The 26,223-nt window shown below is 58.2% G+C and carries 25 protein-coding genes and 2 pseudogenes; 20 read left to right on the top strand and 7 right to left on the bottom strand.

The window, feature by feature from the left end:
* Positions 1-35 precede the first annotated feature (35 nt).
* Positions 36-2,459 carry a penicillin-binding protein 1A gene (locus HBN61_RS11235; RefSeq protein WP_524539076.1) on the top strand — a complete coding sequence of 808 codons (2,424 nt, stop codon included), beginning with the start codon at positions 36-38 and terminating at the stop codon, positions 2,457-2,459.
* Between the two features lie 140 nt (positions 2,460-2,599).
* Here the strand turns inward: HBN61_RS11235 and HBN61_RS11230 are convergent, their stop codons facing one another.
* From HBN61_RS11230 to rpmE, 3 genes are all read right to left on the bottom strand, one after another.
* A complete protein-coding gene (locus HBN61_RS11230; RefSeq protein ID WP_094993698.1) occupies positions 2,600-3,868 on the bottom strand; it encodes a malic enzyme-like NAD(P)-binding protein in 1,269 nt (422 codons plus the stop codon).
* A 181-nt stretch (positions 3,869-4,049) separates the two neighbouring features.
* On the bottom strand, positions 4,050-4,877 hold the full coding sequence (locus HBN61_RS11225; protein WP_094993699.1) for a thermonuclease family protein: 828 nt from the start codon (positions 4,875-4,877) through the stop codon (positions 4,050-4,052).
* Positions 4,878-4,882: 5 nt separating this feature from the next.
* Positions 4,883-5,110 carry a 50S ribosomal protein L31 gene (gene rpmE / locus HBN61_RS11220; RefSeq protein ID WP_047272986.1) on the bottom strand — a complete coding sequence of 76 codons (228 nt, stop codon included), beginning with the start codon at positions 5,108-5,110 and terminating at the stop codon, positions 4,883-4,885.
* Between the two features lie 218 nt (positions 5,111-5,328).
* Here rpmE and HBN61_RS11215 point away from each other — a divergent pair, with 218 nt between their 5' ends.
* The 6 genes from HBN61_RS11215 (at position 5,329) to HBN61_RS11190 (ending at position 12,792) form a co-directional block, all read left to right on the top strand.
* Positions 5,329-7,548: a primosomal protein N' gene (locus HBN61_RS11215; protein WP_094993700.1), complete on the top strand. Its 2,220-nt coding sequence runs from the start codon at positions 5,329-5,331 to the stop codon at positions 7,546-7,548.
* Between the two features lie 209 nt (positions 7,549-7,757).
* Positions 7,758-9,494 carry an arginine--tRNA ligase gene (argS, locus tag HBN61_RS11210; protein WP_094993701.1) on the top strand — a complete coding sequence of 579 codons (1,737 nt, stop codon included), beginning with the start codon at positions 7,758-7,760 and terminating at the stop codon, positions 9,492-9,494.
* A gap of 1 nt (position 9,495) precedes the next feature.
* Positions 9,496-10,188, top strand: a complete 693-nt coding sequence (locus HBN61_RS11205; protein ID WP_047272983.1) for an SPOR domain-containing protein — start codon at positions 9,496-9,498, stop codon at positions 10,186-10,188.
* 175 nt (positions 10,189-10,363) lie between these two features.
* A complete protein-coding gene (gene hslV / locus HBN61_RS11200; protein ID WP_016783176.1) occupies positions 10,364-10,894 on the top strand; it encodes an ATP-dependent protease subunit HslV in 531 nt (176 codons plus the stop codon).
* Positions 10,895-10,961: 67 nt separating this feature from the next.
* Complete coding sequence (gene hslU, locus HBN61_RS11195; RefSeq protein WP_094993702.1) at positions 10,962-12,296, top strand: ATP-dependent protease ATPase subunit HslU; 1,335 nt, start codon at positions 10,962-10,964, stop codon at positions 12,294-12,296.
* A gap of 124 nt (positions 12,297-12,420) precedes the next feature.
* Positions 12,421-12,792, top strand: a complete 372-nt coding sequence (locus HBN61_RS11190) for a gamma-butyrobetaine hydroxylase family protein (protein ID WP_432760243.1) — start codon at positions 12,421-12,423, stop codon at positions 12,790-12,792.
* A 151-nt stretch (positions 12,793-12,943) separates the two neighbouring features.
* On the opposite strand, the gene HBN61_RS11185 is transcribed toward HBN61_RS11190, so the two are convergent.
* From HBN61_RS11185 to HBN61_RS11170, 4 genes are all read right to left on the bottom strand, one after another.
* On the bottom strand, positions 12,944-13,660 hold the full coding sequence (locus HBN61_RS11185) for a phasin family protein (protein ID WP_170046816.1): 717 nt from the start codon (positions 13,658-13,660) through the stop codon (positions 12,944-12,946).
* Positions 13,661-13,848: 188 nt separating this feature from the next.
* The gene (locus tag HBN61_RS11180; protein WP_170046786.1) at positions 13,849-14,130 is read right to left on the bottom strand and encodes a polyhydroxyalkanoic acid system family protein; all 282 of its coding nucleotides are present in this window, start codon (positions 14,128-14,130) and stop codon (positions 13,849-13,851) included.
* A 753-nt stretch (positions 14,131-14,883) separates the two neighbouring features.
* Positions 14,884-15,201 carry a hypothetical protein gene (locus HBN61_RS11175; protein WP_170046785.1) on the bottom strand — a complete coding sequence of 106 codons (318 nt, stop codon included), beginning with the start codon at positions 15,199-15,201 and terminating at the stop codon, positions 14,884-14,886.
* 275 nt (positions 15,202-15,476) lie between these two features.
* Complete coding sequence (locus tag HBN61_RS11170) at positions 15,477-15,752, bottom strand: polyhydroxyalkanoic acid system family protein (protein WP_047272977.1); 276 nt, start codon at positions 15,750-15,752, stop codon at positions 15,477-15,479.
* 110 nt (positions 15,753-15,862) lie between these two features.
* On the opposite strand from HBN61_RS11170, the gene ubiE reads away from it, so the two are divergent.
* From ubiE to HBN61_RS22960, 13 genes and pseudogenes are all read left to right on the top strand, one after another.
* Positions 15,863-16,633, top strand: coding sequence for a bifunctional demethylmenaquinone methyltransferase/2-methoxy-6-polyprenyl-1,4-benzoquinol methylase UbiE (ubiE, locus tag HBN61_RS11165; protein WP_047272976.1), 771 nt, complete (start codon positions 15,863-15,865; stop codon positions 16,631-16,633).
* Positions 16,633-17,256 carry a ubiquinone biosynthesis accessory factor UbiJ gene (locus HBN61_RS11160; protein ID WP_170046784.1) on the top strand — a complete coding sequence of 208 codons (624 nt, stop codon included), beginning with the start codon at positions 16,633-16,635 and terminating at the stop codon, positions 17,254-17,256. Before ubiE ends, HBN61_RS11160 begins: the two co-directional genes overlap by 1 nt.
* Positions 17,253-18,857 carry a ubiquinone biosynthesis regulatory protein kinase UbiB gene (ubiB, locus tag HBN61_RS11155; RefSeq protein WP_170046783.1) on the top strand — a complete coding sequence of 535 codons (1,605 nt, stop codon included), beginning with the start codon at positions 17,253-17,255 and terminating at the stop codon, positions 18,855-18,857. Before HBN61_RS11160 ends, ubiB begins: the two co-directional genes overlap by 4 nt.
* 78 nt (positions 18,858-18,935) lie before the next feature.
* A complete protein-coding gene (hisI, locus tag HBN61_RS11150) occupies positions 18,936-19,337 on the top strand; it encodes a phosphoribosyl-AMP cyclohydrolase (RefSeq protein WP_170046782.1) in 402 nt (133 codons plus the stop codon).
* Positions 19,330-19,662: a phosphoribosyl-ATP diphosphatase gene (locus HBN61_RS11145; protein WP_048364568.1), complete on the top strand. Its 333-nt coding sequence runs from the start codon at positions 19,330-19,332 to the stop codon at positions 19,660-19,662. Before hisI ends, HBN61_RS11145 begins: the two co-directional genes overlap by 8 nt.
* Before the next feature lie 23 nt (positions 19,663-19,685).
* A complete protein-coding gene (locus tag HBN61_RS11140) occupies positions 19,686-19,964 on the top strand; it encodes a twin-arginine translocase TatA/TatE family subunit (protein ID WP_170046781.1) in 279 nt (92 codons plus the stop codon).
* Between the two features lie 10 nt (positions 19,965-19,974).
* The gene (gene tatB / locus HBN61_RS11135) at positions 19,975-20,394 is read left to right on the top strand and encodes a Sec-independent protein translocase protein TatB (RefSeq protein WP_170046780.1); all 420 of its coding nucleotides are present in this window, start codon (positions 19,975-19,977) and stop codon (positions 20,392-20,394) included.
* Positions 20,395-20,398: 4 nt separating this feature from the next.
* A complete protein-coding gene (tatC, locus tag HBN61_RS11130; protein WP_170046779.1) occupies positions 20,399-21,193 on the top strand; it encodes a twin-arginine translocase subunit TatC in 795 nt (264 codons plus the stop codon).
* The gene (locus HBN61_RS11125) at positions 21,190-21,900 is read left to right on the top strand and encodes a 16S rRNA (uracil(1498)-N(3))-methyltransferase (RefSeq protein WP_094993712.1); all 711 of its coding nucleotides are present in this window, start codon (positions 21,190-21,192) and stop codon (positions 21,898-21,900) included. Before tatC ends, HBN61_RS11125 begins: the two co-directional genes overlap by 4 nt.
* A 226-nt stretch (positions 21,901-22,126) precedes the next feature.
* Positions 22,127-23,188 (top strand): annotated as a pseudogene (locus HBN61_RS22975) (methyl-accepting chemotaxis protein); the annotation flags it as partial.
* On the top strand, positions 23,180-24,043 hold the full coding sequence (locus tag HBN61_RS22970) for a methyl-accepting chemotaxis protein (protein WP_524539075.1): 864 nt from the start codon (positions 23,180-23,182) through the stop codon (positions 24,041-24,043). The pseudogene HBN61_RS22975 and the gene HBN61_RS22970, both read left to right, overlap by 9 nt.
* A 176-nt stretch (positions 24,044-24,219) precedes the next feature.
* Positions 24,220-25,329: pseudogene (locus tag HBN61_RS22965) on the top strand (methyl-accepting chemotaxis protein); the annotation flags it as partial.
* Positions 25,324-26,187, top strand: a complete 864-nt coding sequence (locus HBN61_RS22960) for a methyl-accepting chemotaxis protein (protein ID WP_524539074.1) — start codon at positions 25,324-25,326, stop codon at positions 26,185-26,187. The pseudogene HBN61_RS22965 and the gene HBN61_RS22960, both read left to right, overlap by 6 nt.
* Positions 26,188-26,223 lie beyond the last annotated feature (36 nt).

Genomic DNA, 26,223 nt, shown 5'->3' with positions numbered 1-26,223 from the left:
AACCCATTTCTTAATCTGGAAATCCAAAAGCCTTGATTCGTCTGCTGAAGTTTTTCGGGTGGTCATTCGTTGCTGTGATCTGCGGGCTCGTGCTCGGGTTAAGCGGCGCGTTTCTCTATCTTAGTCCTGGCTTGCCGTCTGTAGAGTCGTTGAGAAGCATCCAGTTGCAGATTCCTTTGCGGGTCTACACCAGCGACGGCAAGTTGATTGCAGAGTTTGGCGAAATGCGCCGCTCTCCGATCAAGTTCGCCGACATTCCCCCCAATTTCATTAATGCCTTACTGTCGGCTGAAGATGACAACTTCGCCAATCATTACGGGGTCGACCCCAGCAGCCTGATGCGTGCCGCCACCCAGTTGGTAAAAAGCGGACACATACAATCGGGTGGTAGCACCATCACGATGCAGGTGGCGAAGAACTATTTCCTATCCAGTGAGCGGAGCTTTTCCCGCAAAACCAACGAAATCCTGTTGGCACTGCAAATCGAACGCGAGCTGACCAAGGACGAAATCCTTGAGCTGTACGTGAACAAGATTTATCTGGGTAATCGCGCCTACGGCATCGAATCGGCCGCCCAGGTGTATTACGGCAAATCGATCCGCGATTTGAGCCTGGCGCAAATGGCCATGATCGCAGGCCTGCCCAAAGCCCCCTCGCGCTTCAACCCGCTGGCTAACCCGGTGCGCAGCAAAGAGCGCCGCGACTGGATTCTGGGCCGCATGTACAAGTTGGGCAAAATCGATCAGGCCAGCTACGAAGCTGCCATTGCCGAGCCGGTCAACGCCAGTTATCACGTGCCGACACCGGAAGTGAACGCCCCTTACATTGCCGAGATGGCCCGCGCCGAAATGGTCGGTCGTTATGGCAGCGAGGCCTACACAGAAGGTTATCGCGTCACCACCACGGTGCCGAGCGACTTGCAGGAACTGGCCAACAAGTCTGTCGAAGACGGGCTGATTACCTACGACCAGCGCCACGGCTATCGCGGCCCTGAATCACGCTTCCCGGGCAAGACGCTGGCCGTATGGAAGCAAGAGCTGGCCAAGCAGCGCCCGATTAGCGGGCTTGAGCCTGCCATCGTGACCGAGGTCGACAAAGATGGCCTGCACGTCCTGACCCGCACGGGTGAAGGCCGCGTGAGCTGGGACAGCATGAAGTGGGCACGACGCTTCCTGAACACCAACAGCATGGGCCCGATGCCCAAGCAGCCAGCCGACGTGGCGCAGGTGGGCGATCTGATTCGCGTCCAGCCACAACCCGATGGCAGTTTCAAGTTCAGCCAGGTGCCGACAGTACAAGGCGCGCTGGTCTCACTTGACCCGAACAATGGGGCTATCCGCGCATTGGTGGGCGGTTTCGCGTTTGAGCAGAGCAACTACAACCGTGCAATGCAGGCCAAGCGTCAGCCGGGTTCGAGCTTTAAGCCTTTCATTTACAGCGCGGCACTGGATAACGGCTATACCGCTGCCACGCTGGTGAACGATGCGCCCATCGTATTTGTTGACGACTACCAGGACAAAGTCTGGCGGCCGAAAAACGACAACAACACGTTCCTCGGCCCTATCCGTGTTCGCGAAGCGCTGTACAAGTCGCGCAACCTGGTGTCTATCCGCCTGCTGCAGAGCCTGGGCGTCGACAAGACCGTCGACTACATCAGCAAATTTGGTTTCAGCAAACAGGACTTGCCGCGCAACCTGTCGCTGGCGCTGGGGACCGCGACCTTGACGCCCATGGAGATCGCCATGGGCTGGAGCACCTTTGCCAACGGCGGTTACAAAATCACGCCTTACCTGATCGACAAGATAGAAAGCCGTAACGGCGAGACCCTGTTCGTGGCCAACCCGCCGAGCGTACCGAAAAACGCCAGCAAGGATGTACCGCCTGAAGCCGAAGAACTGACCATCGACACGATCAATGTCGCGCCGGGCCTGCCAACGACTGAAACCCAGGCCGTGGCCGAGCGCATCGTCGACGGGCGCACCACGTATATCCTGACCAGCATGCTGCAGGACGTGATCAAGCTCGGTACCGGCCGTCGCGCCTTGTCACTGGGCCGCACTGATCTGGCCGGTAAAACCGGTACGACCAACGAATCCAAGGATGCGTGGTTCTCGGGCTATAACGCAGATTACGTGACCACGGTATGGACCGGTTTCGACCAGCCCGAAAGTCTTGGACGCCGTGAATATGGCGGCACGGTAGCGCTGCCGATCTGGATCAACTACATGGGTGGCGCGCTGAAAGGCAAACCGGCTCATACCCAGGCCGAGCCCGAAGGAATTCTCAGCCTGCGGGTTGACCCAATCAGCGGCCGCGTCGCGTCACCGGGCACACCGGGTGCGTACTTTGAACTGTTCAAAAGTGAAGACACGCCACCGTCCAACAGCGAGCTGGGCAATGGCGTTGCACCGGGCAGCCCGCTGCCCGCTGAAGATGGCGCCCCGATCGACCTGTTCTGACGTATCGCACCCACCAGAGGCTGAGCCCCAAGGGATCGGCCTCTCACGCTTAAACACTGCACGCTGGGATGCCCCTTCTGCAGAACCAAAAAAGCCCCGGCACTCGCGTGCCGGGGCTTTTTGTTTAGCGCTGTCGCAATTTAGCCGTTGAACACGTCATCCACGCTTTTGAGCGGGTAGTTCTTCGGGTACGGCAGGGTTGCAACACCGGTCTCGATGGCAGCTTTGGCCACAGCGTCGGAGATCACGGTGATCAGGCGAGCGTCCATTGGTTTCGGAATGATGTACTCACGACCGAATTCCAGCTTGATACCGCCGTAGGCGTCACACACGTCCTGTGGCACTGGCAGCTTTGCCAGTTCGCGCAGGGCGTTGGCCGCAGCGATCTTCATCTCTTCGTTGATGCGCTTGGCGCGAACGTCCAGTGCCCCACGGAAGATGAACGGGAAACCCAGCACGTTGTTGACCTGGTTCGGGTAGTCCGAACGGCCGGTGGCCATGATCACGTCGTCACGGGTGGCGTGCGCCAGTTCCGGGGCGATTTCCGGGTCCGGGTTCGAGCATGCGAACACGATCGGGTTGGCCGCCATGGATTTCAGGCCTTCAGCGCTCAGCAGGTTTGGACCGGACAGGCCGACAAACACGTCAGCGCCTTCCAGGGCGTCAGCCAGGGAACGCTTCTCGGTGGCGTGGGCAAACACTGCCTTGTACTGGTTCAAGTCATCACGGCCGGAGTGAATCACGCCGGTACGGTCAACCATGAAGATGTTTTCGATGGTTGCACCCATGCTCACCAGCAACTTCATGCAGGAGATGGCTGCAGCGCCAGCGCCCAAGCAGACGATTTTGGCGTCAGACAGGGTTTTACCGGCGATTTCCAGGGCATTGATCATGCCGGCTGCGGTCACGATCGCAGTACCGTGCTGGTCATCGTGGAATACCGGGATGTCGCACTGCTCGATCAGAGCACGTTCGATCTCAAAGCACTCAGGGGCCTTGATGTCTTCGAGGTTGATACCGCCGAAGGTGATGGAAATGCGTTTAACCGTGTCGATGAAAGCCTGAGGGCTCTCGGAATCGACTTCGATATCGAACACATCGATACCGGCGAAGCGCTTGAACAGTACGCCCTTGCCTTCCATCACAGGTTTGGAAGCCAATGGACCGAGGTTACCCAGGCCCAGAATGGCGGTACCGTCGGAAATAACGGCAACCAGGTTGCCCTTGCCAGTGTACTTGTAGGCCAGCTCGGGATCGCGGGCGATTTCGCGCACTGGTTCGGCTACACCCGGGCTGTATGCCAACGCGAGATCGCGGGCAGTTGCGGTGGCTTTGGTGAGCTCGACACTCAGTTTCCCTGGACGGGGCTGGGCATGATATTCGAGAGCGGCGGTTTTCAAATCAGACATGTGGGCATTCCGCTTTTTTGCTGTTGGACAGACGGATCGCCGAGCATACGCGTGTCGTAAAGTCCCGACAAGACTGGCCGGTCAGCAGTGTCAAGGGCTTTACCCTACGACTTTGGGCCAAGACCCGCAGCCAGCAAGGGCTTGAGTGTTCACAATCTACATTTAAAATTGTCTACAATTTTTAGCGAAAACCGACTTTTAGCATTCCCGGATGCGTCAAAGGCAACATCCAGCGTGCCTGCCCCGCTTTCAAATTACCCCGGCGCGAGCGATCAAGCACCCAACCGCGCGCCTCTAGCTGCCTTCCCTGCAATCGCGATAGGGTTTTTGGGTCGAAACTGGCCAAATGATTGGGTGCAATGTGCAACACCAAACCCCCATCAAGGTCGATCCAAAATCCACCGCGATTGCGTTGAACGTTGCGCACCGTACCGCTCACGAGCACGAAGCCCGAGCGGCTGATTTGCGACGGCGCCAGCACTGGCGAATGCCGCCACAACCCCGCCCCGGCCGAACGCGCGCGCTGTTCGGCCGTTTGTTGGCACGCCAGCAGTTCTACGTTGGGCGCAATTGCGACCTGATAGGCGAGGCCGTCGGCCAGCAGTTGCGCTTCAAAATTGCTGCCATCCGCGCCGAACACGTGGGCAAGCGTGCGACCGTAGCGGTCTTTGGCCTGCTTGCCCATCAGCAACCCGACGCGTCCGTCGCTACGTGCTACCAAGGCCTGCAAACGCTTGCGGGCAGCATCAGCATAGGGCTCGGCGCTCTGGCCTTTTTTACCGGTTTCCGGCGCATTGAGGCCGATCATCCGCACACTGCGACCGTCTTTGAGCCGCAGGGTGTCGCCGTCGACCACGCGCTCCACCTGAGCTGGCGTTACAGCACGCGCCGCCGGGCACAATACCTCGGCCTGAACGCAAGAAAGCCAAATCGCGGGCACAAAAAAGGCGCCCGCAAGGGACGCCTTTTTCAATAACCCGGTCAGACCCAAGAGCCTGTCCAGAGTCATACGCCTTACTCGGCGGCTTTTTTGGTAGTACCGAAAGCACCGAAACGAGTTTTGAAACGATCAACACGACCGCCAACGTCCAGAGTTTTCTGCTTACCGGTGTAGAACGGGTGGCACTCGTTGCATACGTCAGTGTTCAGTGGCTTGCACAGGTTCGAACGGGTTTCGAACTTGTTGCCGCAGCTGCAAGTTACTTCGATGACTTCGTACGCTGGATGGATATCGGCTTTCATGGGTATTCCTCAGGCTAGCGTGCCGCCACTCAACACCATTGTTGAATACCGCACGTAAATTTAGGGCGCCGATAATACCAGACCTTTGCATTGACGCAAGCGGCCAAGCATGCTCCCTCCAAAATCATTCATCTTTAAACGGCCTGCCTTTTAGTCCCGAAGTGCTTTGTCTGCTAGTCTCCGGGCCATCTTTGCCGTTCATCACTTGAGAGCCCCGCGTGCCCGACGCCATTTTGCGCCTTGCCCTGCCTTCCCCCTTGCGCCGCTTGTTTGATTACCGGGCGCCTGCGGGCGTACGCCGCGATCAACTGCAGCCGGGCATGCGCTTGCGGGTGCCGTTCGGTCGACGCGAGATGATTGGCATGTTGGTAGAAGTGGTCGATCACAGCGATGTGCCCGCCGACAAACTCAAGCCCGCGATTGCACTGCTTGATACCACCGCGCCCCTGCCCCCTTCGCTGTTCAAACTTTGCCTGTGGACGTCGCAGTATTACCAGCACAGCCTGGGCGACACCCTGAGTTGGGCATTGCCGGTTCTGTTGCGTCAGGGCGAATTGGCCGAAGCGCGTCAGGAACGCTTTTGGCAGGTGGCTCCCGGCGCTCGCCTGGACGACCCGCGCATCGCCCGTGCACCCCGTCAACGGGAGGCGCTGGCGACCTTGTCGCAGCATCCGCATGGCGTTGCACATCAGTTGTTGAGCAAGCTGATGCTGAGCAAAGACAGCCTGGACCTGTTGTTGGCCAAAGAGCTGGTCACCGTGGAAATCCGCCGTCATGCCCCAAGCGAGCGCCACGAGCACTGGCTGGCGCAGCCCGAACTGCCACTCAACAGTGAACAGCGGGCCGCGTATGAGGCCATCCACGCCGGGCTCGGCAGCTTTCACGCATTTTTGTTGGCCGGGGTAACGGGCAGCGGCAAGACCGAAGTGTATTTGCAACTGATCCGCGAGACGCTGGAAGCCGGCAAGCAAGCGCTGGTGCTGATCCCGGAGATCAACCTCGGCCCGCAAACCCTGGCCCGCTTCGAGCAGCGCTTCAATGCACGCATCGCGCTGGTGCATTCGGCGGTCAATGACCGTGAACGCCTTGAAAGCTGGCTGGCCGCCCGGGATGGCGAAGCCGACATTATTATTGGCACCCGCTCGGCACTGTTCACCCCGATGAAAAACCCGGGGCTGATCATCATCGACGAAGAACACGACGGCTCTTATAAACAGCAGGAAGGCTTGCGTTATCACGCCCGCGACCTGGCACTGGTGCGAGCACGACAGGAAAACATCCCGATCGTGCTCGGATCTGCCACCCCGTCTCTGGAAAGCCTGCATAACGCCTACACCGGCCGTTATGGTTTGCTGCGCCTGAATGAACGCGCTGGTGGAGCCAAACAGCCACGCTTCCTGCGGCTCGATGTAAAAAGTCGTCCGCTGGACAGCGGCATTTCCGGGCCGATGCAACAAGCGATTGGTCAGACGCTGGCAGCAGGTCAGCAGGTGTTGGTGTTCCTCAATCGCCGGGGTTTTGCACCCACGTTGCTGTGCCATGACTGCGGCTGGATGTCGGAGTGCCAGCGCTGTGATGCGCGCATGACCGTTCATCAGCGCTCGGGGGAGTTGCGCTGCCACCACTGCGGCTATGTCGAACGTGTCCCGCGCAATTGCCCGCAATGCGGCAAGGTTGACTTACGCCCCGTTGGCGCGGGCACCGAGCGCGCCGAAGAGCGGCTGGGGATTTTGTTCCCGGACTACCCGGTGCTGCGTGTCGACCGCGACAGCACCTCACGCAAAGATGCGATGAACCAACTGTTCGCCACCATCCAGAAAGGCAAACCGTGCATTTTGATCGGCACGCAAATGCTCGCCAAGGGCCATCACTTCCCGCGGGTCACACTGGTGTCAATTCTGGACGCCGATGGTGGTCTGTTTTCCGGTGATTTTCGCGCCAGCGAGCGCATGGCGCAGTTGATTGTGCAGGTGGCCGGACGTGCCGGGCGCGCCGAAGAGCCGGGCAAGGTGATTATCCAGACCCACCTGGCCGACCACCCGCTGCTGATCCAGCTGACGGAGCAAGGCTACTTCGCCTTTGCCGAGCAAGCGCTCAGTGAACGCCGCGCGGCCGGGTTGCCACCGTTCGCGCACCTGGCCTTGCTGCGGGCCGAAGCCCATAAACCGGGGCAGGCCGAAGGGTTTCTGGATGAAGCGTGCAGCGAGGCCGAACGCCTGTTGGGCGAACTGAACCTGACCGGCGTCGAACTGCTTGGCCCAGTGCCCGCGCCAATGGAGCGCCGTGCCGGGCGCTACCGCGCTCAATTATTGTTGCAGGCCAATGCCCGTGCGCCGTTGCACCGGTTGCTAAGTCAATGGCTGTTGGTGCTCGAACAAATGCCTGGCGGACGACAAGTGCGCTGGTCGCTGGACGTTGATCCGGTTGACCTCTATTGACCGCACAGTTGTTGATCGAGAGCAACTGCGCCCCTATCTATATAGGCACCCTTGAAGGTGTGAACGGATCCCGGATCACGAAGGGATCGCCACCACAGATCCATTACCCGACTGCCAAGGTTGGCAAGGCCGACCCGGCAACGGATAATGCCCAGTTTTTCCACCTGCGCAATGAAGCGCTACCGCGCTTGCGGTCGAAAGAGAAGACCATGAAAGACACCATTCGCCAGCTTATTCAACAAGCCCTTGCTCAACTCGTCACAGAAGGTGTGTTGCCTGAAGGCCTGACGCCAGCGATTCAGGTGGAAAACGCCCGTGACAAAACCCACGGTGACTTCGCCAGCAACATCGCCATGATGCTGGCCAAGCCTGCGGGCATGAAGCCGCGTGACCTGGCTGAAAAAATCATCGCTGCCCTGCCGGCCGATGAACAAATCAGCAAGACTGAAATCGCCGGCCCCGGTTTCCTGAACTTCTTCCAGAACACCCAGGCGCTGGCATCGCGTCTCGATGCCGCGCTGGCCGACGAAAAAATCGGCGTGCGCAAGGCCACCCCGGCCATGCGCACCGTCATCGACATGTCCGCCCCCAACCTGGCCAAAGAAATGCACGTTGGCCACCTGCGTTCGACCATCATTGGCGACGGCGTAGCCCGCGTGCTGGAGTTCCTGGGCGACGAAGTGATCCGTCAGAACCACGTAGGCGACTGGGGCACCCAATTCGGCATGCTGATGGCCTATCTGGAAGAGAACCCGATCACCAGCAACGAGCTGTCTGACCTCGAAAACTTCTACCGTGCCGCTAAACAGCGTTTTGACGAGTCGCCCGAGTTTGCCGACCGTGCCCGTAGCCTGGTGGTCAAGCTGCAAGCCGGCGACCCGGATTGCCTGGCGCTGTGGTCCAAGTTCAAGGACATCTCGCTGTCACACTGCCAGAAAATCTACGAACTGCTGAACGTCAAACTGACCATGGCCGACGTCATGGGCGAAAGTGCCTACAACGACGACTTGATCAACGTGGTCAACGACCTCAAGGCCAAAGGCATGCTGGTCGAGAGCAACGGCGCACAATGCGTGTTCCTCGATGAGTTTAAAAACGCTGAAGGCGAGCCGCTGCCTGTGATCATCGTCAAGGCCGACGGCGGCTACCTGTATGCCACCACTGACTTGGCGGCCATCCGCTACCGCAGCGGCGTCCTCAAAGCCGACCGCGCGTTGTACTTCGTCGACCAGCGTCAGGCCCTGCACTTCCAGCAAGTGTTCGCCGTAGCGCGCAAGGCCGGTTTCGTGACGCACCCGATGGACATGGAGCACATGGGCTTCGGCACCATGAACGGCGCTGACGGCCGCCCGTTCAAAACCCGCGACGGTGGCACGGTCAAACTGATCGACCTGCTCAACGAAGCCAAAGAGCGCGCCTACACGCTGGTTAAAGAGAAAAACCCGGAGCTGCCGGAAGAAGAACTGCGCGCCATCGCCAAAGTGGTCGGCATCGACGCGGTCAAATACGCCGACTTGTCCAAGCACCGTGCCAGCGACTACAGCTTCAACTTCGATCTGATGTTGAACTTCGAAGGCAATACCGCGCCTTACTTGCTGTACGCGTACACCCGTGTGGCGGGCGTGTTCCGCAAACTGGGCAAAAACTTCAACGAAGTTGAAGGTCACATCGTACTGCAAGCGCCTCAAGAGCTCGAGCTGGCAGCCAAGCTGGCGCAGTTCGGCGAAGTGCTGAACAACGTTGCCGAGAAAGGCACGCCGCATATTCTGTGTACCTACCTGTACGAAGTGGCCGGCCTGTTCTCCAGCTTCTATGAGAACTGCCCGATCCTGAATGCAGAAGACGAAACACAAAAGCAAAGCCGCCTGCGCCTGGCAGCCCTGGCGGGCCGTACCCTCAAGCAAGGTCTGGAATTGCTGGGCCTGGAAACTCTGGAGCGCATGTAAGTTGGCCGCCAAGAAAAAACCTGCACCCAAGCGCGGCGCCAGTCGGTATCAGGCGCCCGCCAAGCAACCGATTCCCGGTTGGCTGTGGATGGCCATCGGCCTGACCGTGGGCGCATTTATCGTGTTTCTGATGAAACTCGAACCCGGCAAGGGCGACGACGTCAAACGGGTCAAGCAAGAGCAGCAGAAGGCTTCGCAAACGGCGCAAGCCAATAAAACACCGCCAAGCCCGACGCAACCGGCCAAGCCTAAGTACGACTTCTACACGTTGCTGCCTGAATCTGAAGTGATCGTGCCGCCAGAAGCCGTGCCGGAGAAAACCCCGCCGACGCCGCAAACCGCGCCGCTGGCACCCGTGACTCCGGCTGAAGCGGCCAAGATCGACACCGCGCGTGCCCAGGCGGCATTGAGCGGCATCACACCACCGCCTGCGCCACCGGTGGCCAAAGCAGCACCGGTCACCAAGTTCTTCTTGCAGGCGGGCTCGTTCCGCAAACAAGCGGACGCAGAAAAAGTGCGCGCCCAGATCATCCTGCTCGGCCAGACCGCCACGGTCGAAGCCGGGACAGTGAAGGATGAAACCTGGTACCGCGTGCTGGTGGGGCCGTTTAGCAACCGCGACCAGCTCACCGTTGCGCAAAAGCAATTGGCGGGCAGCGGCTTTAGTAACCTGTTGCTACAGCAGCGCCGCTAACCCTCGTCAGCCCGCCGTGCTTGCAGATCCCACTCAGGATCTTCAGGCACAGGTTGGCTGGCGATTGTTGTTTCACCGCTCATCCACATTCCCTTCTCGCAGTTGAAATACTCGACTGCACCCCCATATGTATCTCCAACAGGCATTTTCGCCCCGCTGCGTGGAGACTCTTCCCTTGACCACCATCGTTTCAGTACGCCGTCACGGCAAAGTTGTCATGGCTGGCGACGGCCAGGTTTCACTTGGCAACACCGTCATGAAAGGCAATGCGAAAAAAGTCCGTCGTCTCTATCACGGTCAGGTCATTGCCGGTTTCGCTGGCGCCACCGCTGATGCATTTACCCTCTTCGAACGTTTTGAAGGACAACTGGAAAAACACCAGGGTCATTTGGTTCGCGCTGCTGTCGAGTTGGCCAAAGAATGGCGTACCGACCGCTCGCTGAGCCGCCTTGAAGCCATGCTGGCCGTTGCCAACAAAGATGCCTCATTGATCATCACCGGCAACGGTGACGTGGTTGAGCCTGAAGACGGCTTGATCGCCATGGGTTCGGGCGGTGCATTCGCTCAAGCCGCTGCACGCGCCCTGCTGATGAAAACCGAGCTGTCGGCCCGCGAAATTGCCGAAACCGCTTTGGGCATCGCTGGCGACATCTGTGTATTCACCAACCACAACATCACTATTGAGGAGCAGGACCTCGCTGAATAAACCGCTTGGCGGGTCAATTCATCGACCCGTTCGTGCCCTTCATTCAGCTAGAGGAACGCCAACTACTATGTCCATGACCCCCCGCGAAATCGTCCACGAACTCAATCGCCATATCATCGGCCAGGACGATGCCAAGCGTGCCGTCGCTATTGCGCTGCGTAACCGCTGGCGCCGCATGCAGCTCCCTGAAGAGCTGCGCGTTGAAGTGACGCCCAAGAACATCCTGATGATCGGCCCGACCGGTGTCGGTAAAACCGAAATTGCCCGTCGCCTGGCCAAACTTGCCAATGCACCGTTCATCAAGGTAGAAGCCACCAAGTTCACTGAAGTGGGCTATGTGGGCCGCGACGTCGAATCGATCATTCGTGACCTGGCAGACGCTGCAATCAAATTGTTGCGCGAACAGGAAATCGTCAAAGTTCGCCACCGTGCCGAAGACGCTGCCGAAGAGCGCATCCTCGATGCATTGCTGCCACCGGCGCGTACCTTTGGTGAAGAAGCTGCTGCCCCGCAGGATACAAACACTCGCCAGCTGTTCCGCAAACGCCTGCGTGAAGGCCAGCTGGACGACAAAGAGATCGAAATCGAAGTAGCTGATGCCGTTGGCGTCGATATTTCCGCGCCGCCAGGCATGGAAGAAATGACCAACCAATTGCAGAGCCTGTTTGCCAACATGGGCAAAGGCAAGCGCAAGAGCCGCAAGCTGAAAGTCAAAGAAGCCCTGAAAATGGTGCGTGACGAAGAAGCCGGCCGTCTGGTCAATGACGAAGAGCTCAAAGCCAAAGCGCTGGAAGCTGTTGAGCAACACGGCATTGTGTTCATCGACGAAATCGACAAAGTGGCCAAGCGCGGCAACGTGGGCGGCGCCGATGTTTCCCGTGAAGGCGTACAGCGCGACTTGCTGCCGCTGATCGAAGGCTGCACGGTCAACACCAAGCTGGGCATGGTCAAAACTGACCATATCCTGTTCATTGCTTCGGGCGCATTTCACCTGAGCAAGCCAAGCGACCTGGTGCCTGAGCTGCAAGGCCGTTTGCCGATCCGTGTCGAGCTCAAAGCGTTGTCGCCTGAAGACTTCGAACGTATCCTCAGCGAGCCGCACGCCTCATTGACCGAGCAATACCGCGAGTTGCTGAAAACTGAAGGCCTGAACATCGAGTTCATGCCTGAAGGGATCAAGCGCCTGGCCGAAATTGCCTGGAAAGTGAACGAGAAAACCGAAAACATCGGTGCGCGCCGTTTGCACACGCTGCTTGAGCGCTTGCTGGAAGAGGTGTCCTTCAGCGCAGGCGACATCGCCAGCGCGCAACAAGAAGAGCCGATCCGGATCGATGCCGAGTACGTCAACAGCCACTTGGGCGAGTTGGCAGAAAACGAAGACCTGTCGCGCTACATCTTGTAAGCCACGTGCCCGCAAGGGCAAACATGACACCTGTAGCCGCTGGCGCAGGTTGCGAAGAGGACTGAAGCCTGTTCGTGACCTGCACCCGCGGCTACGGTGTTTATGGAGACCAACGGTTATGACCATGATTCCGAACGCCATCAACCTGCATAAAGCCTCGAAAACACTCACGCTCAAGTACCACTCAGGCGAGGAATACCATCTGCCTGCCGAGTTCTTGCGTGTGCACTCACCGTCCGCCGAGGTTCAAGGCCACGGCAATCCAATCCTGCAAACGGGCAAGATCAATGTGGGGATCAACAAAGTTGAGCACGCAGGCCAATACGCGCTAAAGATCACCTTTGATGACGGGCACGACAGCGGGCTGTTCACGTGGGAATACTTGTATGAGCTGGGTCGGCGTCAGAGTGAGCTTTGGGACGACTACCTGGCTGAACTGAAAAAAGCCGGAAAGTCTCGCGATCCGTCCGAGTCAATCGTCAAATTAATGTTGTGAGAGGCTTGGCTGCCTGCTTTGCACACTGGCTGTGATTGACGACTCACACCAAACGGCTTTCATCGGCTAATTGCGAGGGTGCGCCGTAGCGGGGTCATACGCCAGGCGCAATCTCGTGCTGCTCGTCAGCGGCTGCGAAGCTTAGCGTTCGTCAGGACGCCGGTGTTTCAGTTTTAGGCGGGGTGGCTGCTGGAGGGGTGGCTGCTGTGGTCTTGGGTGGCGTCGGCTTTTTGCTTGCTGCTGGCTTTTGCGTGGCGGATTTGGGAGCTGCCGGTTTAGCCGCAGATTTGCTGGCCGCAGCAGGTGTTTTTTTGGCCGCTGGCTTGGCTGCAGGTTTAGTTGCTGGCTTGAGCGCAGGTTTGCTGACAGGTTTGGCTGGCGCTGCTTTCGCTGCAGCAGGCTTGACCGCCGGTTTGGCCGGTGCAGACTTGCTGGCTGCTGGCGTTTTGGTTGCCGCTACTTTGGCAGCTGCTGTCGACAACTTTTCAATGTGCTTGGTCAGCGTCTCAACTTTAGCCTGCAAGACTTTAACTTCATCACGGCTTGGCACGCCTAAGCGAGAAATGGCATTGCTCAAGCGCTTGTCGAACGCTTCTTCCAGCTCACCCCATTTACCCAAGGCCAACTCTTTTACATCCTCGACCTTGGAACGGGTGGCCGATTTGGTTGATTTAGGTTCAGCGGCCTTGGTCAGTTTCTCGGCCTTCTCGCCATCCTTGACCAAACTGTCAAAAAGCTTGCTGCCATCGGTGTCAATTTTCGAATACACACCCAGACCTGCCAGCCAGATTTTGCGCGAATACTCTTCTACTTTGCCTACCCATGAATGGCTTTCTTTAGCAGGTGCAGCCGGTTTTTTAGCAGCCATCGTGTTCCCCTCAATGTTCAGTCGCGACATACGTAGCCAAACTGTCGAATCATCAAGATGAACAAAATGTTCACCTCCATCAGGTTTAGACGCTAAAGCCGTGTAATTCAAGGGGCGGCTACGCCAGATACAACCATGGCCTGCGGAGGCCATGGTTTTCGAGAAGTATGAGCTTGAGGCGCCAGGCCTCAACCCAATTCTTTGTTCAGGATCGAATTGATCGTGGACTCAATAACGCCCTTGAATGCGCTTTGTAAAAAATTCAGCTCCACGAATACCGTCACCACTTTGTCTGTGACTTCCAGCGTACCGGTAATCCCGCTCAGCCCATGTTTAACCGTCACGCCCGTATCAGACCAATAGGTTGTCAAACCATACTTTTCAGCCAAACCATCGACTAGGCCGCGCGCGTGCGCCAACGCCTTATCAAGGCCCAAATTGTGCTCACGTGTAATCTTTATATCCGCCATCAAATAAATCCTTTTAATATCAGGGGTTGATCACCAAGATCAAACGCCATCCAGGCGCTTGTTAAAAACACATCATCTCGTTGATTTAATTAAATCAGTCTCTCGCCAATTCGGGCGAACAGCACTGACACACATAATATGAAGAACCGAGTACCGGACAACTCCAAGCAAGACTGCCAGCGAATAAAGCAGCACTCATCAATAACCACTTCTTTATTCGCTATAAATAACTATAGCGCTCTCCATAGAACCCACAACCCTGCCGATCTAGTTATCGACTCTTAATGCAAGCGCTCTAACATGCACCTAACAAATCTTTCGCTCATTTAACTTCATACTTTGAAGCGCACAAAAGTAAAAATCCCTACACCTTAGAGCACCCAAGCGTACTTAAAGAGTGATAAACCACTACAAATCAAACAAGGATTGATCTTTTCAGACCAGCACGTCGTATGGCGAGCATTCGACGGGATGCGTTACTCATGCCAAATAAACCTTCGGGCAGCGTACCCTGCTTGCTTTTGAACCGCGGTCAATACCGTCTATGCGCCGACCTGTTCTTGAGCGAACGCCTGGCCCCAACGCCCTGTTGCCCTGGCATTGCCAAACAGTCGAGGAATCAAGCCGTTCATCTGCTAAAAAAACCGCCGAGGCAGCACATTTCATGTACGCAGGTTCCACGCAAGGCAAAAACGCCATCCCTTTCTGGAAGGGATGACGTTATCGACAATGCGTACCGTACGGAGGCAATACTTATTGCAGACGCGACTCGGGGAAGGCTTCTTCCATTAAATCAACTGCATCAATCTCCATGCTCCAACTGTCTTTCTCTGCAACTTCCCCCATCAATGTGAACATCACACTGTTGCGATAGACAATAATACAACCGACATTCAGCTCGCTCGTATCCTGAATGGCAAACCGGGTAAGGTCTTCGTCCTGTTGCTGTTCATCGACGATTAGAGACTCACGATTTTTGACGAAGGCATGGATCACGGCTCGCGCCTTTTCAACCGCTTCTTTGTGATCAACTTTAGGGGCATGCACAACCATATAGCGATAAACAGACATTCAATAATTCCCTGTTGGCTTTGTTAATTCTGGCCAAACAATACCCACAAACATGAAATTATAAAAAATAAGAAAACCTCTACTCCCTTCAACTAAACCCTATACAAATAAACAACTTAAGAAACTTCCCGCTCAATGGCTTACGTCATCAGCGTCAAGCGCCGACGCCTCGCACACAATAAAGTGACTGCCTCCAACACATGCGTTCACACCCCTTACTTCCACTTGCCACCCAGCCGAGTGGGAACGGCAGGGGCAGCAAGCCTGATGTCAATTCACGCCAGCGCCTTATCCAGCGAACGCTCGATTTCAGATTTGATCATGCCGCTCATCGCTGACATCAACATGCCCAGTTTCACATCGACCTTGACGGTGTTCTCGCTGATTTCCAGCACACCATCCACACCTGAGCGCTTGAAGGCGACCTTGTCTCCCGACCATTGAGGCTTGAGCCCGTATTGCGACTCAAGCTTGGCAACCACGTCCCGCGCCTTCACGCGTGCGACCTCCAGGCCAAGGGTATGGGTGCGTTCAACGTTGATGTGCGCCATGGCGGTTCTCCTCATAAATAAGCCGCTCACTATACTTACATTGACCCTCGCCAAGACAAAGTCAGCCTCCGGGATTAGAATGGCCAGCATTCTCTTTTGGTGACAGCGATATGACTGATCAGCGCAAAGGCAGCGATGCCGAACCCACCACACACTTCGGCTTCAAAAACGTTCCGGAAAGCCAGAAAGCGGAAAAAGTCGCCGAGGTATTCCATTCCGTAGCTGGCAAATATGACCTGATGAACGATGTTCTGTCAGGCGGCATGCACCGCCTGTGGAAGCGTTTCACCATCGAGCTGTCGGGTGTTCGTCCGGGCAACAAGGTGCTCGACATCGCTGGCGGCACGGGCGATCTGGCGCGCAAGTTTTCGCATCTGGTCGGTCCCACCGGTCAGGTGGTCTTGGCCGATATCAACGCCTCGATGCTCAAAGTCGGCCGTGACCGCCTGCTGGACAAAGGTGTGGCCGGCAATATCGAGTTTGTTCAGGCCGACGCTGAAAAGCTGCCGTTCCCGGACAACTACTTCGATTGCGTGACCATCGCTTTCGGTTTGCGCAATGTGACCCACAAAGAGGACGCCCTGCGCTCGATGCTGCGCGTACTCAAACCCGGTGGTCGCCTGCTGGTGCTGGAGTTCTCGAAACCGACCAACGCCCTGATGTCCAAGGTCTATGACGCCTATTCGTTTGCGTTCATGCCCATGGTCGGCAAGCTGGTGCTCAACGACCCGGAAAGCTACCGCTACCTGGCTGAATCGATCCGCATGCACCCGAATCAGGAGACCCTGAAGTCAATGATGGTCGAAGCCGGTTTTGACCGCGTGACGTACCACAACATGACCTCGGGCATTGTTGCCTTGCACCGCGGCATCAAGCCCTGATGCTGCTCAGCGGCCTTCTCGCCAGCGTCGAGAGCGGTGTAAACCGTGTCTTGCGCCTGGACAGCACTGCACTGGCGCGCATGCGACCTTTGACCGGCAAGGTTATTGCGGTTGAATGCGCGAGCCCCGCGCTGCAGCTGTTCATCCTGCCCAGCGATGAAGGATTGCTGCTGGCTGGCCAATGGGCCGCTGACGCCGATTGCACCCTGCGCGCCCCGGCGTCCAGCTTGCTGCGTCTGGCCTTGAGCAAAGACAAAACCGCTGTGTTACATGGCCCGCAGGTCGACCTCGAAGGCGACAGCCACGTGCTGATGGAACTGGCGGCAATCCTTCAAGATCTGGAGCTGAACTGGGAGTTCGAGCTCTCACGCTGGATCGGCCCGGTCGCGACCGCCCTGATCGCCGGTCATGTGCGCAGCCGCGCCAACTGGTATCAACACGGGTTCGCCAGCCTTAATCAGAACCTGGCCGAATACCTGAGCGAAGAAGCCCGCACGTTGGTCGGAGAACGTGAAGCGCAAGCGCGCTTTAACGAACTGGACCAACTCAAACTCGACCTGGACCGACTGGAAGCGCGCGTTGAGCGCCTTTCTCGATCCCTCAATTCCAGCGATCCCGCATGAAGCTGCTTGCCATTCGTCGTCTGTTTCGCATCCAGCGCGTTGTCATTCGTTACCGACTGGATGACCTGCTGTTCGCCCTGCCGTTGCCATGGTGGATGCTGTCGCTGCGCTATGTGTTGCCGTGGCGCTGGTTCCCGCGCAAAAAGCTTGAACTCAGCCGAGGCGCTGCGTTGCGCCTGGCGTTGCAGGATTTGGGGCCGATTTTTATCAAATTCGGGCAGATCCTCTCCACCCGTCGCGATTTGCTGCCGCCCGACATCGCGGACGAGTTGATGCTGCTGCAAGACCGCGTACCGCCGTTCGACCCGCAATTGGCCGTGAAACTGATCGAGGAGCAGTTGGGGACCAAAATCAGTGACGTGTTCAGCCGCTTCGATATCGAACCGCTGGCTTCGGCATCCGTCGCGCAGGTGCACGCCGCCAAGCTCAAGACCGGCGAAGAAGTGGTGGTCAAGGTCGTTCGCCCGGGTCTCAAGCCGATCATCGGTTCTGATCTGGCGTGGCTGTTCATTCTGGCCAAGACCGCCGAGCGTCTGAGCGCAGATGCCCGTCTGTTGCACCCGGTGGATGTGGTCAGCGATTACGAAAAAACCATTTACGACGAACTCGACCTGTTGCGCGAAGCGGCCAATGCCAGTCAGCTCAAGCGTAATTTCGAAGGCTCGCCACTGTTGTATGTACCGCAAATTTATTGGGACTGGTGTCGCCCGAAAGTTTTGGTCATGGAGCGCATTTACGGGATTCAGGTCACGGACCTGGCCGCCCTCGCCGATCAGCGCACCGACATGAAACTGCTGGCTGAACGCGGCGTCGAGATTTTCTTCACCCAGGTGTTCCGCGACAGCTTCTTCCACGCAGACATGCATCCCGGCAATATTTTCGTCAGCACTGTGAGCCCCTGGAGCCCGCAGTACATTGCCATCGACTGCGGCATCGTCGGCAGCCTTACGCCTGAAGATCAGGACTATCTGGCACGCAACTTGTTCGCGTTCTTCAAGCGTGACTACCGCCGTGTGGCGCAATTGCACATTGATTCGGGCTGGGTGCCAGCACACACCAAACTCAATGAGTTCGAAGCGGCCATACGTACGGTGTGCGAACCGATTTTCGAAAAACCGCTGAAAGAAATTTCCTTTGGTCAGGTGCTGATGCGCCTGTTCCAGACGGCGCGACGTTTCAACATGGAAGTCCAGCCGCAGTTGGTGTTGCTGCAAAAAACCCTGCTCAACATCGAGGGCCTCGGACGTCAGCTTTACCCCGACCTCGATCTGTGGAGCACGGCGCAACCCTTCCTTGAGCGTTGGATGCGTGAACGCGTCAGCCCCAAAACCCTGTTGCGCAACTTGCACAGCCAGGTCGAGCAAATTCCGCATCTGGCTGGCATGACCCGCGACCTACTGGAGCGCCTCTCGCAGCCTCACGCGAAAAACCAGAAACTGGTGGTCACTGAACCTCGGGATAGCTGGTTCTTGCGCTTGCTCGGGGCGGGACATTTGGCCGCAGGTGCTTTGCTGGCCTCCGTTGGCCCCCTGCACGCCCTCGGCTATTGGCCCGCTGGCATCATGCTGGCCGTGGGCTTGTATCTGATCGTGCGCCGATAGCCAGCCCCAGGTGAGGCTGGCAAACTGTGCATTCGCCGGTCCGGGCCATCAGGTTCGGGCCCGTTGTCGGAGTCAAACATGAAAGACTGGCTGGACGAGATCAAATGGGACAGCGACGGCCTGGTGCCGGCGATTGCCCAAGACCATAAAACCGGGCGCGTCTTGATGATGGCCTGGATGAACCGCGAAGCACTGAGCCTGACTGCGGCCGAGAACCGTGCCATTTACTGGTCACGTTCCCGTGGCAAGCTGTGGCGCAAGGGCGAAGAATCAGGGCATGTGCAAAAGTTGCACGAGATGCGCCTGGACTGCGACGCCGACGTCGTCATCTTGATGGTTGAGCAGATCGGCGACATCGCCTGCCACACCGGACGTCAGAGTTGCTTCTACCGCGTGTATGAAAACGCTGAGTGGAAGACCGTTGATCCGGTCCTTAAAGACCCGCACGCCATTTACCAAGCAGGGCACTCCCATGACTGACACCTTGAGCCGCGTTGCCCAGGTCATTGAAGAACGTAAAAATGCCGAACCGGGCAGTTCTTATGTCGCCAGCCTGTACCACAAGGGCTTGAACAAGATTCTGGAAAAGGTCGGTGAAGAATCGGTAGAGACCATCATTGCCGCCAAAGACGCCGCCATCAGCGGCGATTGCAGCGATGTGATCTACGAAACCGCTGACTTGTGGTTCCACAGCATGATCATGCTCGCCCAATTGGGGCAGCATCCCCAGGCTGTGCTGGATGAACTGGAGCGTCGCATCGGCACCTCCGGCCACGTGGAAAAAGCCTCGCGGCCGTCCGCCTAACCTCTTTTGCAAAGGAACAGATCATGGGCATTTTTGACTGGAAACACTGGATCGTCATTCTGGTAGTCGTGGTACTGGTCTTCGGCACCAAAAAACTGAAAAACCTGGGCACTGACGTCGGCGAGTCGATCAAAGGCTTTCGCAAGGCGATGAACGATGACGAGAAGCCGGCCGAGCCTGTGGTGCCGCCTGCGCAGCCTACTGCCGCGCCGCAGCCGCACACCACGTCGACCTTGAGCGAGCCGCACACCATCGACGTGCAGGCACAAAAAGTCGAAGAGCCAACCCGCAAAGACGTGTGAGCCAAAACCCATGTTCGGTATCAGCTTCAGTGAACTGCTGCTCGTCGGCCTCGTGGCCTTGCTGGTGCTCGGTCCCGAGCGGCTGCCGGGGGCCGCACGCACGGCAGGTCTGTGGGTCGGGCGCCTGAAACGCAGTTTCAACGCGATAAAACAGGAAGTTGAACGTGAAATCGGGGCCGACGAAATCCGTCGGCAACTGCACAACGAACATATCCTGTCGATGGAAGAGGAAGCCAAGAAGATCATGGCGCCTGTGCAAGACGCGGTGAAGCCGGTCACACCGGTGGAGCCGCCTGCGACTCCCGTGGCGGCCGCGCCGCCTGCCGAACCCGCCAGCCCCGCGCCTGTGAGCCTGAGCAAAACCGCGTCCGAGCCTGCGCCTGAACCGGCAGCGCCACACGACCCAACCCTGCCACCGCGAGCCCCTTAAGCGCATGAGCGACATTCCTGAAAATGACCAGCCGATGCCGCTGGTCTCGCACTTGACCGAGCTGCGCACCCGCCTGTTGCGCTGCATCGCGGCGATTTTCATCATCTTCGCCGGTTTGTTCGCCTTCACGCAGCAGATCTACACGTTGGTTTCCACGCCGCTGCGCGAATACCTTCCGGTTGGCGCCACGATGATCGCCACCGACGTGGCTTCGCCCTTCCTGACGCCGCTCAAGCTGACCATGATGGTTTCGCTGTTCATTGCGATCCCTGTGATCCTGCACCAGATCTGGGGCTTCATTGCGCCCGGCCTGTACAAGCACGAAAAACGCATCGCCGTGCCGCTGCTGATCTCCAGCATTTTTTTGTTCTACGCCGGGATGGCCTTTGCTTACTTCCTGGTGTTCCCGCTGGTGTTCAAGTTCTTCGCCGCCGCCACCCCGGAAGGCGTGGCCATGATGACCGACATCAGCAGCTACCTCGATTTCGTCATGACCCTCTTCTTCGCCTTCGGTGTCGCCTTTGAAATCCCGGTGGCCGTGGTGCTGCTGGTGTGGATCGGCATCGTCGACGTCAGCTACCTGCGCAAGATCCGCCCATACGTGATCATCGGCTGCTTTGTGGTCGGCATGATCCTGACCCCGCCGGACATCTTCTCCCAGACCCTGCTGGCGATCCCGATGTGGATGCTGTTTGAAATCGGCATTCTGTTCGGCAGCCTCGTGAGCAAAAACACACGCGGCGACGCAGACGATCAACCGGCCGATCAAAACGCCCAACCGCCAGCGCCACACGCGTGAACCTGCTGCTCCTCGAAGAGGCTGATTTCATCGCCGCCGACCGCGTGATCCTGCGCGATCGACGTCTGACACACATGCAAGACGTTCACCGCGCTGCTGTTGGCGACAGCCTGCGAGTCGGTCGGATTGGCGGGTTGATGGGCACTGCCGAGTTGGTGCGCCTTGAAGCCAAAGAGGCGGAGCTGGTCATCCACCGTCTCGACCAGCCGCCACCGGCCAAACTGCCCCTGACCCTGTTGCTGGCCCTGCCTCGCCCGAAAATGTTACGCCGTGTGCTGCAAACCGTGGCGTCGATGGGCGTCCCCAACGTGGTACTGGTGAACAGTTACCGGGTTGAAAAAAGCTTCTGGCAGACCCCGTTCCTAGAGCCTGACGCAATTCGCGAGCAACTGATCCTCGGGCTGGAACAGTCCAGGGACAGCGTGCTGCCTGAAGTCATCATCGAAAAGCGCTTTAAACCCTTCGTCGAGGATCGCCTGCCCGCCCTGGTGCAAGGCACGCTGGGGCTGGTGGGCCATCCGGGCAATTACCCTGAATGCCCGCGCGGGCTGGACGAAGCCGTGACCCTGGCCATCGGTCCGGAAGGTGGCTGGATCCCTTACGAAATTGATTTATTGACCAACGCCGGCCTGCAACCGGTGCAACTGGGGCCGCGCATCCTGCGGGTCGAAACAGCCGTCACCGCCCTCCTCGCCCGTCTTTTTTAAGGCGTTCATCACTGTTTGCGGGTGCCTCGCACCCGATTGCAGCTCCTGCCCATGCAGCGGCATCCAACACGGTTTCGTTTGCTGGAAAACATCCTGCAATAAATACAATTCGTACATATCCCTCAAGTTGCCCCGCAGGCAGCCGATAGACAGGCTCCGCAAAAAGATACTCAGTGGCCATGGACGGCTTGTATCGATGTGAATCGATCAGATAAGGAGCATCACCATGAACACTTGGTTGACTACCACGCTGGGCAATATCAGCGTCAATCGTAAACTTGGCCTCGGCTTCGGCCTGGTGCTGGTGCTGACGCTGTTGATTACTGTCACAGGCTGGCTCGGGCTGGCATCGATCATTGATCGCAGCAACAAGCTCAGCACCATTTCCGACACCGTCGCACTGGTCAAAGACCTGCGAATCGCCCGCGTCTCTTATGACCGCGACAATGGCGCACATGGCCCCACCGAGGTCAACGATCTGTTGAACCGGATCGAAGACAACCTCAAGCAAGCCAGGACACAACTGGTCTTGTCTCAAGATGTGGCGATGATCACTCAAGAAGTGAAAGCCATCGGTGAATACAAAAAAATCTTCAGCCAGATCGACGAGGCCACTCAGGCCCGTGAAGTGAGCCGTGCGCTGCTGGGCACCAGCGCCGACAGTGCCGTCGCGCATATCGACACCATTGAGCAGGACGTGCTCAAGGGCAATGACCTGGCCATGCTCAACCGGGTCGATCAGTTGCTGCGCCAACTGCAAAACGCGCGCTATCAAGTGCGCGGCTACACCCACAGTGGTGAAGCACAGGCGGCTCAACCCGCACTGGACGCCATCAGCCGCGCCCAAAGTGAACTCACCCGCCTGTCGAGCACCCTGCCAACCGAATACGCCCCGCAGCTGCAACAAGTCAAAACAGCGCTGACTCGCTATGGCGACACATTTGTGCAGTTTCGTGACTCACAAGTGCTCAGCGACCAACAACAAAACAAGCTCAAAGCCTTGGGTGACAGCCTGGTGAACGTGAGCAATCAATTGGCTCAATCACAAACCGAAAAACGTGACAGCGACGCGCAATATGCCAAAACCGCGCTGGCGCTGTGCGCCGTCCTGGCGCTGGTGCTCGGCTCGCTGGCGGCGTGGCTGATTACCCGGCAAATCGTTAACCCGCTGCAACACACGTTGCGCATTGTCGAAGCGGTGGCCGCTGGCGATCTGACCCAGGATCACCCGACCCAACGCCGCGACGAGCTGGGGCAGGTGCAACACGCCATTGCGCGCATGACCGGCGAGCTGCGTGAACTGATCGGCGGCATCAGCGACAGCGTGACCCAGATCGCCAGCGCCGCCGAACAGTTGTCCGCCGTGACCGAACAGACCAGCGCCGGGGTAAACAGTCAGAAAATCGAAACGGACCAAGTCGCGTCGGCGATGCATGAAATGGCCGCCACCGTGCACGAAGTGGCCCGCAATGCCGAAGACGCGTCGGTTGCCGCCGTCGCAGCCGACCAGCAAGCGCGTGAAGGGGACACGGTCGTGGCTCAGGCCATGGAACAAATCGAACATCTGGCCGCCGAAGTCGAGAAATCCACGGAGGCGATGACGCACCTGCGCCAGGAAAGCGGCAAGATCGGCAGCGTGCTTGATGTCATCAAGTCAGTGTCGCAACAGACCAACCTGCTGGCGCTTAATGCGGCGATTGAGGCCGCCCGTGCAGGCGAGGCCGGGCGCGGCTTTGCCGTGGTGGCCGATGAGGTGCGCAGCCTGGCCCAACGCACTCAGGCCTCCACAGAGGAGATCGAAGAGCTGATCGTTGGCCTGCAAAACGGCACACAGCGGGTGTCTGCAAGCATGGACAACAGCCGCGTGCTGACCGACAACAGTGTCGAACTGACGCGCCGCGCCGGTGCATCGCTGAGCACCATCACCCGCACGGTGTCGACCATTCAGGGCATGAACCAACAAATCGCCGCCGCCGCCGAACAGCAAAGCAGCGTGGCGCAAGAGATCAATCGCAGCGTGCTCAACGTGCGCGACGTGTCTGAGCAAACGGCCGCCGCCAGCGAAGAAACCGCCTCTTCCAGTGTCGAACTGGCGAGGCTGGGTACTCACCTGCAAGGGCTGGTACGCCGGTTCAAGGTTTAAATCCTGCCGCGAGGGGCTGCTTGCAGCGGCCTACTCGCAACCTCGCTGCTGTTCGGCAGCAACTACACTGCGTGATGGCATAAAGCCTGCGATGTCCATCACACTCTGAGCAACTGCGCCTTCAGTTATGGGGCGCGGCGCCGATGGCCTGATAACCAATAAAAAGACCGCGATACATGGGACAGCCTCTTATGGAGTCGAGTCGGTCAAAAAAAAGGAGCTGCGCCATGTACCGTTGGTTAGCCCACACGCTAGGCAATGTCAGCGTCAATCGTAAACTCAGTCTGGGCTTCGGCCTGGTGTTGCTATTGACGCTGCTGATTACCGCCACAGGCTGGAACGGTCTGGTGTCTGTGATCGACCGCGGCGATAAGCTGGCGAATATTTCTAAAATCATCGCGCTGACCAAAGACTTGCGCATCGCGCGGCTGGATTACGAGCGAGACAGGGGCGAACATGGCCCTGGCGAACTCAACGCCAGCCTGGCCGGGCTGGACGACGCATTGGAGACGTCGCGTCGGCAACTGACGCAGCCAGCAGATATCGAACTGGTGCAACAGCAATTGGCAGCCGTGGCTGACTATCGCCGCGCCGTGGCTGACATCACCCAGGCCACCCAGGCGCGCGAGAACAGCCGAACCCAGCTGGGAGCGACCGCTGACAACGCGGTAGCCAAAGTGGCAGACATCGAAAAAGCCCTGCTGCAAGGCGACAGCGTGGCGCAGTTCAACAGCGTGGTTGAACTGAGCAGACTGCTGCAACAAGCCCGTTTCCAAGTGCGCGGTTACACCTACAGCGCAAAACCGGAGGCCGAACAACCGGCGCTGGACGCAATCGACAACGCCCTCAAAGAAATCGACAGCCTGCCCGCGCGGCTTCCAGGCGAACACATCGCCAACCTGCAACAGGCCAGCCAGTCGCTGCAAAGTTACCGCGCGGCCGTTGCCAGCTTCCGTGACGCTCAGGTCGCCAATACTCAAGTGCTCGAGCGCATGCACGCTCTGGGCAACACGCTGATCGACTTGAGCAAGCAACTCTCGGGCATGCAAACTGCCAAGCGCGACAGTGACAGCCAGCACGCGAAAAACCTGTTGTTCGGCTGCACCGTGCTGGCGCTGCTACTGGGTGCTATCGCGGCCTGGAGCATCACGCGCCAGATTGTGATTCCGCTACGCCAGACCCTGGAAACCGTAGAGCGCGTGGCCGCAGGCGACCTGACACACAACTACGACACACCGCGTCGCGACGAAATGGGCCAGTTGCAACGCGCCGTTCAGCGCATGACCGTGGGCCTGCGGGAGTTGATCAGCGGCATTACCGATGGCGTGACGCAAATCGCCAGTGCGGCCGAGGAACTGTCCGCCGTCACCGAACAGACCAGCGCCGGGGTCAACAGCCAAAAGGTCGAAACCGATCAAGTGGCCACCGCGATGCATGAAATGGCCGCTACCGTGCAGGAAGTAGCGCGCAATGCCGAAGAGGCATCAGAAGCCGCTGTTGCCGCCGATCAACAGGCGCGTGAAGGTGACAAGGTGGTGGGAGAAGCCATCGCCCAGATCGAGAGACTGGCGATTGAAGTCGGTCACTCCACCGAGGCCATGGGCCACCTCAAACGCGAAAGCGACAAGATCGGCAGCGTGCTGGACGTGATCAAATCGGTGGCCCAGCAAACCAACTTGCTGGCCCTCAACGCAGCCATTGAGGCGGCCCGGGCGGGCGAAGCGGGACGCGGTTTTGCCGTGGTGGCCGATGAAGTGCGCAGCCTGGCGCAACGCACCCAGCAATCAACCGAAGAAATCGAAGAACTGATTGCGGGCCTGCAAAGTGGCACCTTGCAAGTCGCCAATAGCATGGACAGCAGCCGCAGCCTGACCGACAGCAGTGTCGAGCTGACCCGCCGCGCGGGTGAGTCGCTGGGCAACATCACACGTACGGTCTCGACGATTCAAGGCATGAACCAGCAGATCGCCGCAGCGGCCGAGCAGCAAAGTGCAGTGGCCGAGGAGATCAACCGCAGCGTCTTGAACGTGCGCGACGTGTCAGAGCAGACCTCGGCAGCCAGTGAGGAAACGGCTGCTTCGAGCATTGAATTGGCGCGACTGGGCACGCATTTGCAAGGGTTGGTGGGCCGTTTCAAAGTGTAGGCCGCTTGCCCTCTGCCGCTGTCACGGGCAGAGGGC

The sequence above is a fragment of the Pseudomonas sp. WS 5071 genome, from assembly GCF_012985765.1.
Lineage (GTDB): Bacteria > Pseudomonadota > Gammaproteobacteria > Pseudomonadales > Pseudomonadaceae > Aquipseudomonas > Aquipseudomonas lundensis_A.
This window is presented reverse-complemented; position numbering and strand designations above follow the sequence as displayed.

Bases quoted from the DNA above. Each gene is read 5' to 3' on its own strand.
- HBN61_RS11230 (WP_094993698.1), bottom strand. From the start codon at position 3,868: ATGTCTGATTTGAAAACCGCCGCTCTCGAATATCATGCCCAGCCCCGT.
- HBN61_RS11225 (WP_094993699.1), bottom strand. From the start codon at position 4,877: ATGACTCTGGACAGGCTCTTGGGTCTGACCGGGTTATTGAAAAAGGCG.
- rpmE (WP_047272986.1), bottom strand. From the start codon at position 5,110: ATGAAAGCCGATATCCATCCAGCGTACGAAGTCATCGAAGTAACTTGC.
- argS (WP_094993701.1), top strand. From the start codon at position 7,758: ATGAAAGACACCATTCGCCAGCTTATTCAACAAGCCCTTGCTCAACTC.
- hslU (WP_094993702.1), top strand. From the start codon at position 10,962: ATGTCCATGACCCCCCGCGAAATCGTCCACGAACTCAATCGCCATATC.
- HBN61_RS11190 (WP_432760243.1), top strand. From the start codon at position 12,421: ATGATTCCGAACGCCATCAACCTGCATAAAGCCTCGAAAACACTCACG.
- HBN61_RS11185 (WP_170046816.1), bottom strand. From the start codon at position 13,660: ATGGCTGCTAAAAAACCGGCTGCACCTGCTAAAGAAAGCCATTCATGG.
- HBN61_RS11180 (WP_170046786.1), bottom strand. From the start codon at position 14,130: ATGGCGGATATAAAGATTACACGTGAGCACAATTTGGGCCTTGATAAG.
- HBN61_RS11175 (WP_170046785.1), bottom strand. From the start codon at position 15,201: ATGTCTGTTTATCGCTATATGGTTGTGCATGCCCCTAAAGTTGATCAC.
- HBN61_RS11170 (WP_047272977.1), bottom strand. From the start codon at position 15,752: ATGGCGCACATCAACGTTGAACGCACCCATACCCTTGGCCTGGAGGTC.
- ubiE (WP_047272976.1), top strand. From the start codon at position 15,863: ATGACTGATCAGCGCAAAGGCAGCGATGCCGAACCCACCACACACTTC.
- HBN61_RS11160 (WP_170046784.1), top strand. From the start codon at position 16,633: ATGCTGCTCAGCGGCCTTCTCGCCAGCGTCGAGAGCGGTGTAAACCGT.
- ubiB (WP_170046783.1), top strand. From the start codon at position 17,253: ATGAAGCTGCTTGCCATTCGTCGTCTGTTTCGCATCCAGCGCGTTGTC.
- hisI (WP_170046782.1), top strand. From the start codon at position 18,936: ATGAAAGACTGGCTGGACGAGATCAAATGGGACAGCGACGGCCTGGTG.
- HBN61_RS11145 (WP_048364568.1), top strand. From the start codon at position 19,330: ATGACTGACACCTTGAGCCGCGTTGCCCAGGTCATTGAAGAACGTAAA.
- HBN61_RS11140 (WP_170046781.1), top strand. From the start codon at position 19,686: ATGGGCATTTTTGACTGGAAACACTGGATCGTCATTCTGGTAGTCGTG.
- tatB (WP_170046780.1), top strand. From the start codon at position 19,975: ATGTTCGGTATCAGCTTCAGTGAACTGCTGCTCGTCGGCCTCGTGGCC.
- tatC (WP_170046779.1), top strand. From the start codon at position 20,399: ATGAGCGACATTCCTGAAAATGACCAGCCGATGCCGCTGGTCTCGCAC.
- HBN61_RS22970 (WP_524539075.1), top strand. From the start codon at position 23,180: ATGACCGGCGAGCTGCGTGAACTGATCGGCGGCATCAGCGACAGCGTG.
- HBN61_RS22960 (WP_524539074.1), top strand. From the start codon at position 25,324: ATGACCGTGGGCCTGCGGGAGTTGATCAGCGGCATTACCGATGGCGTG.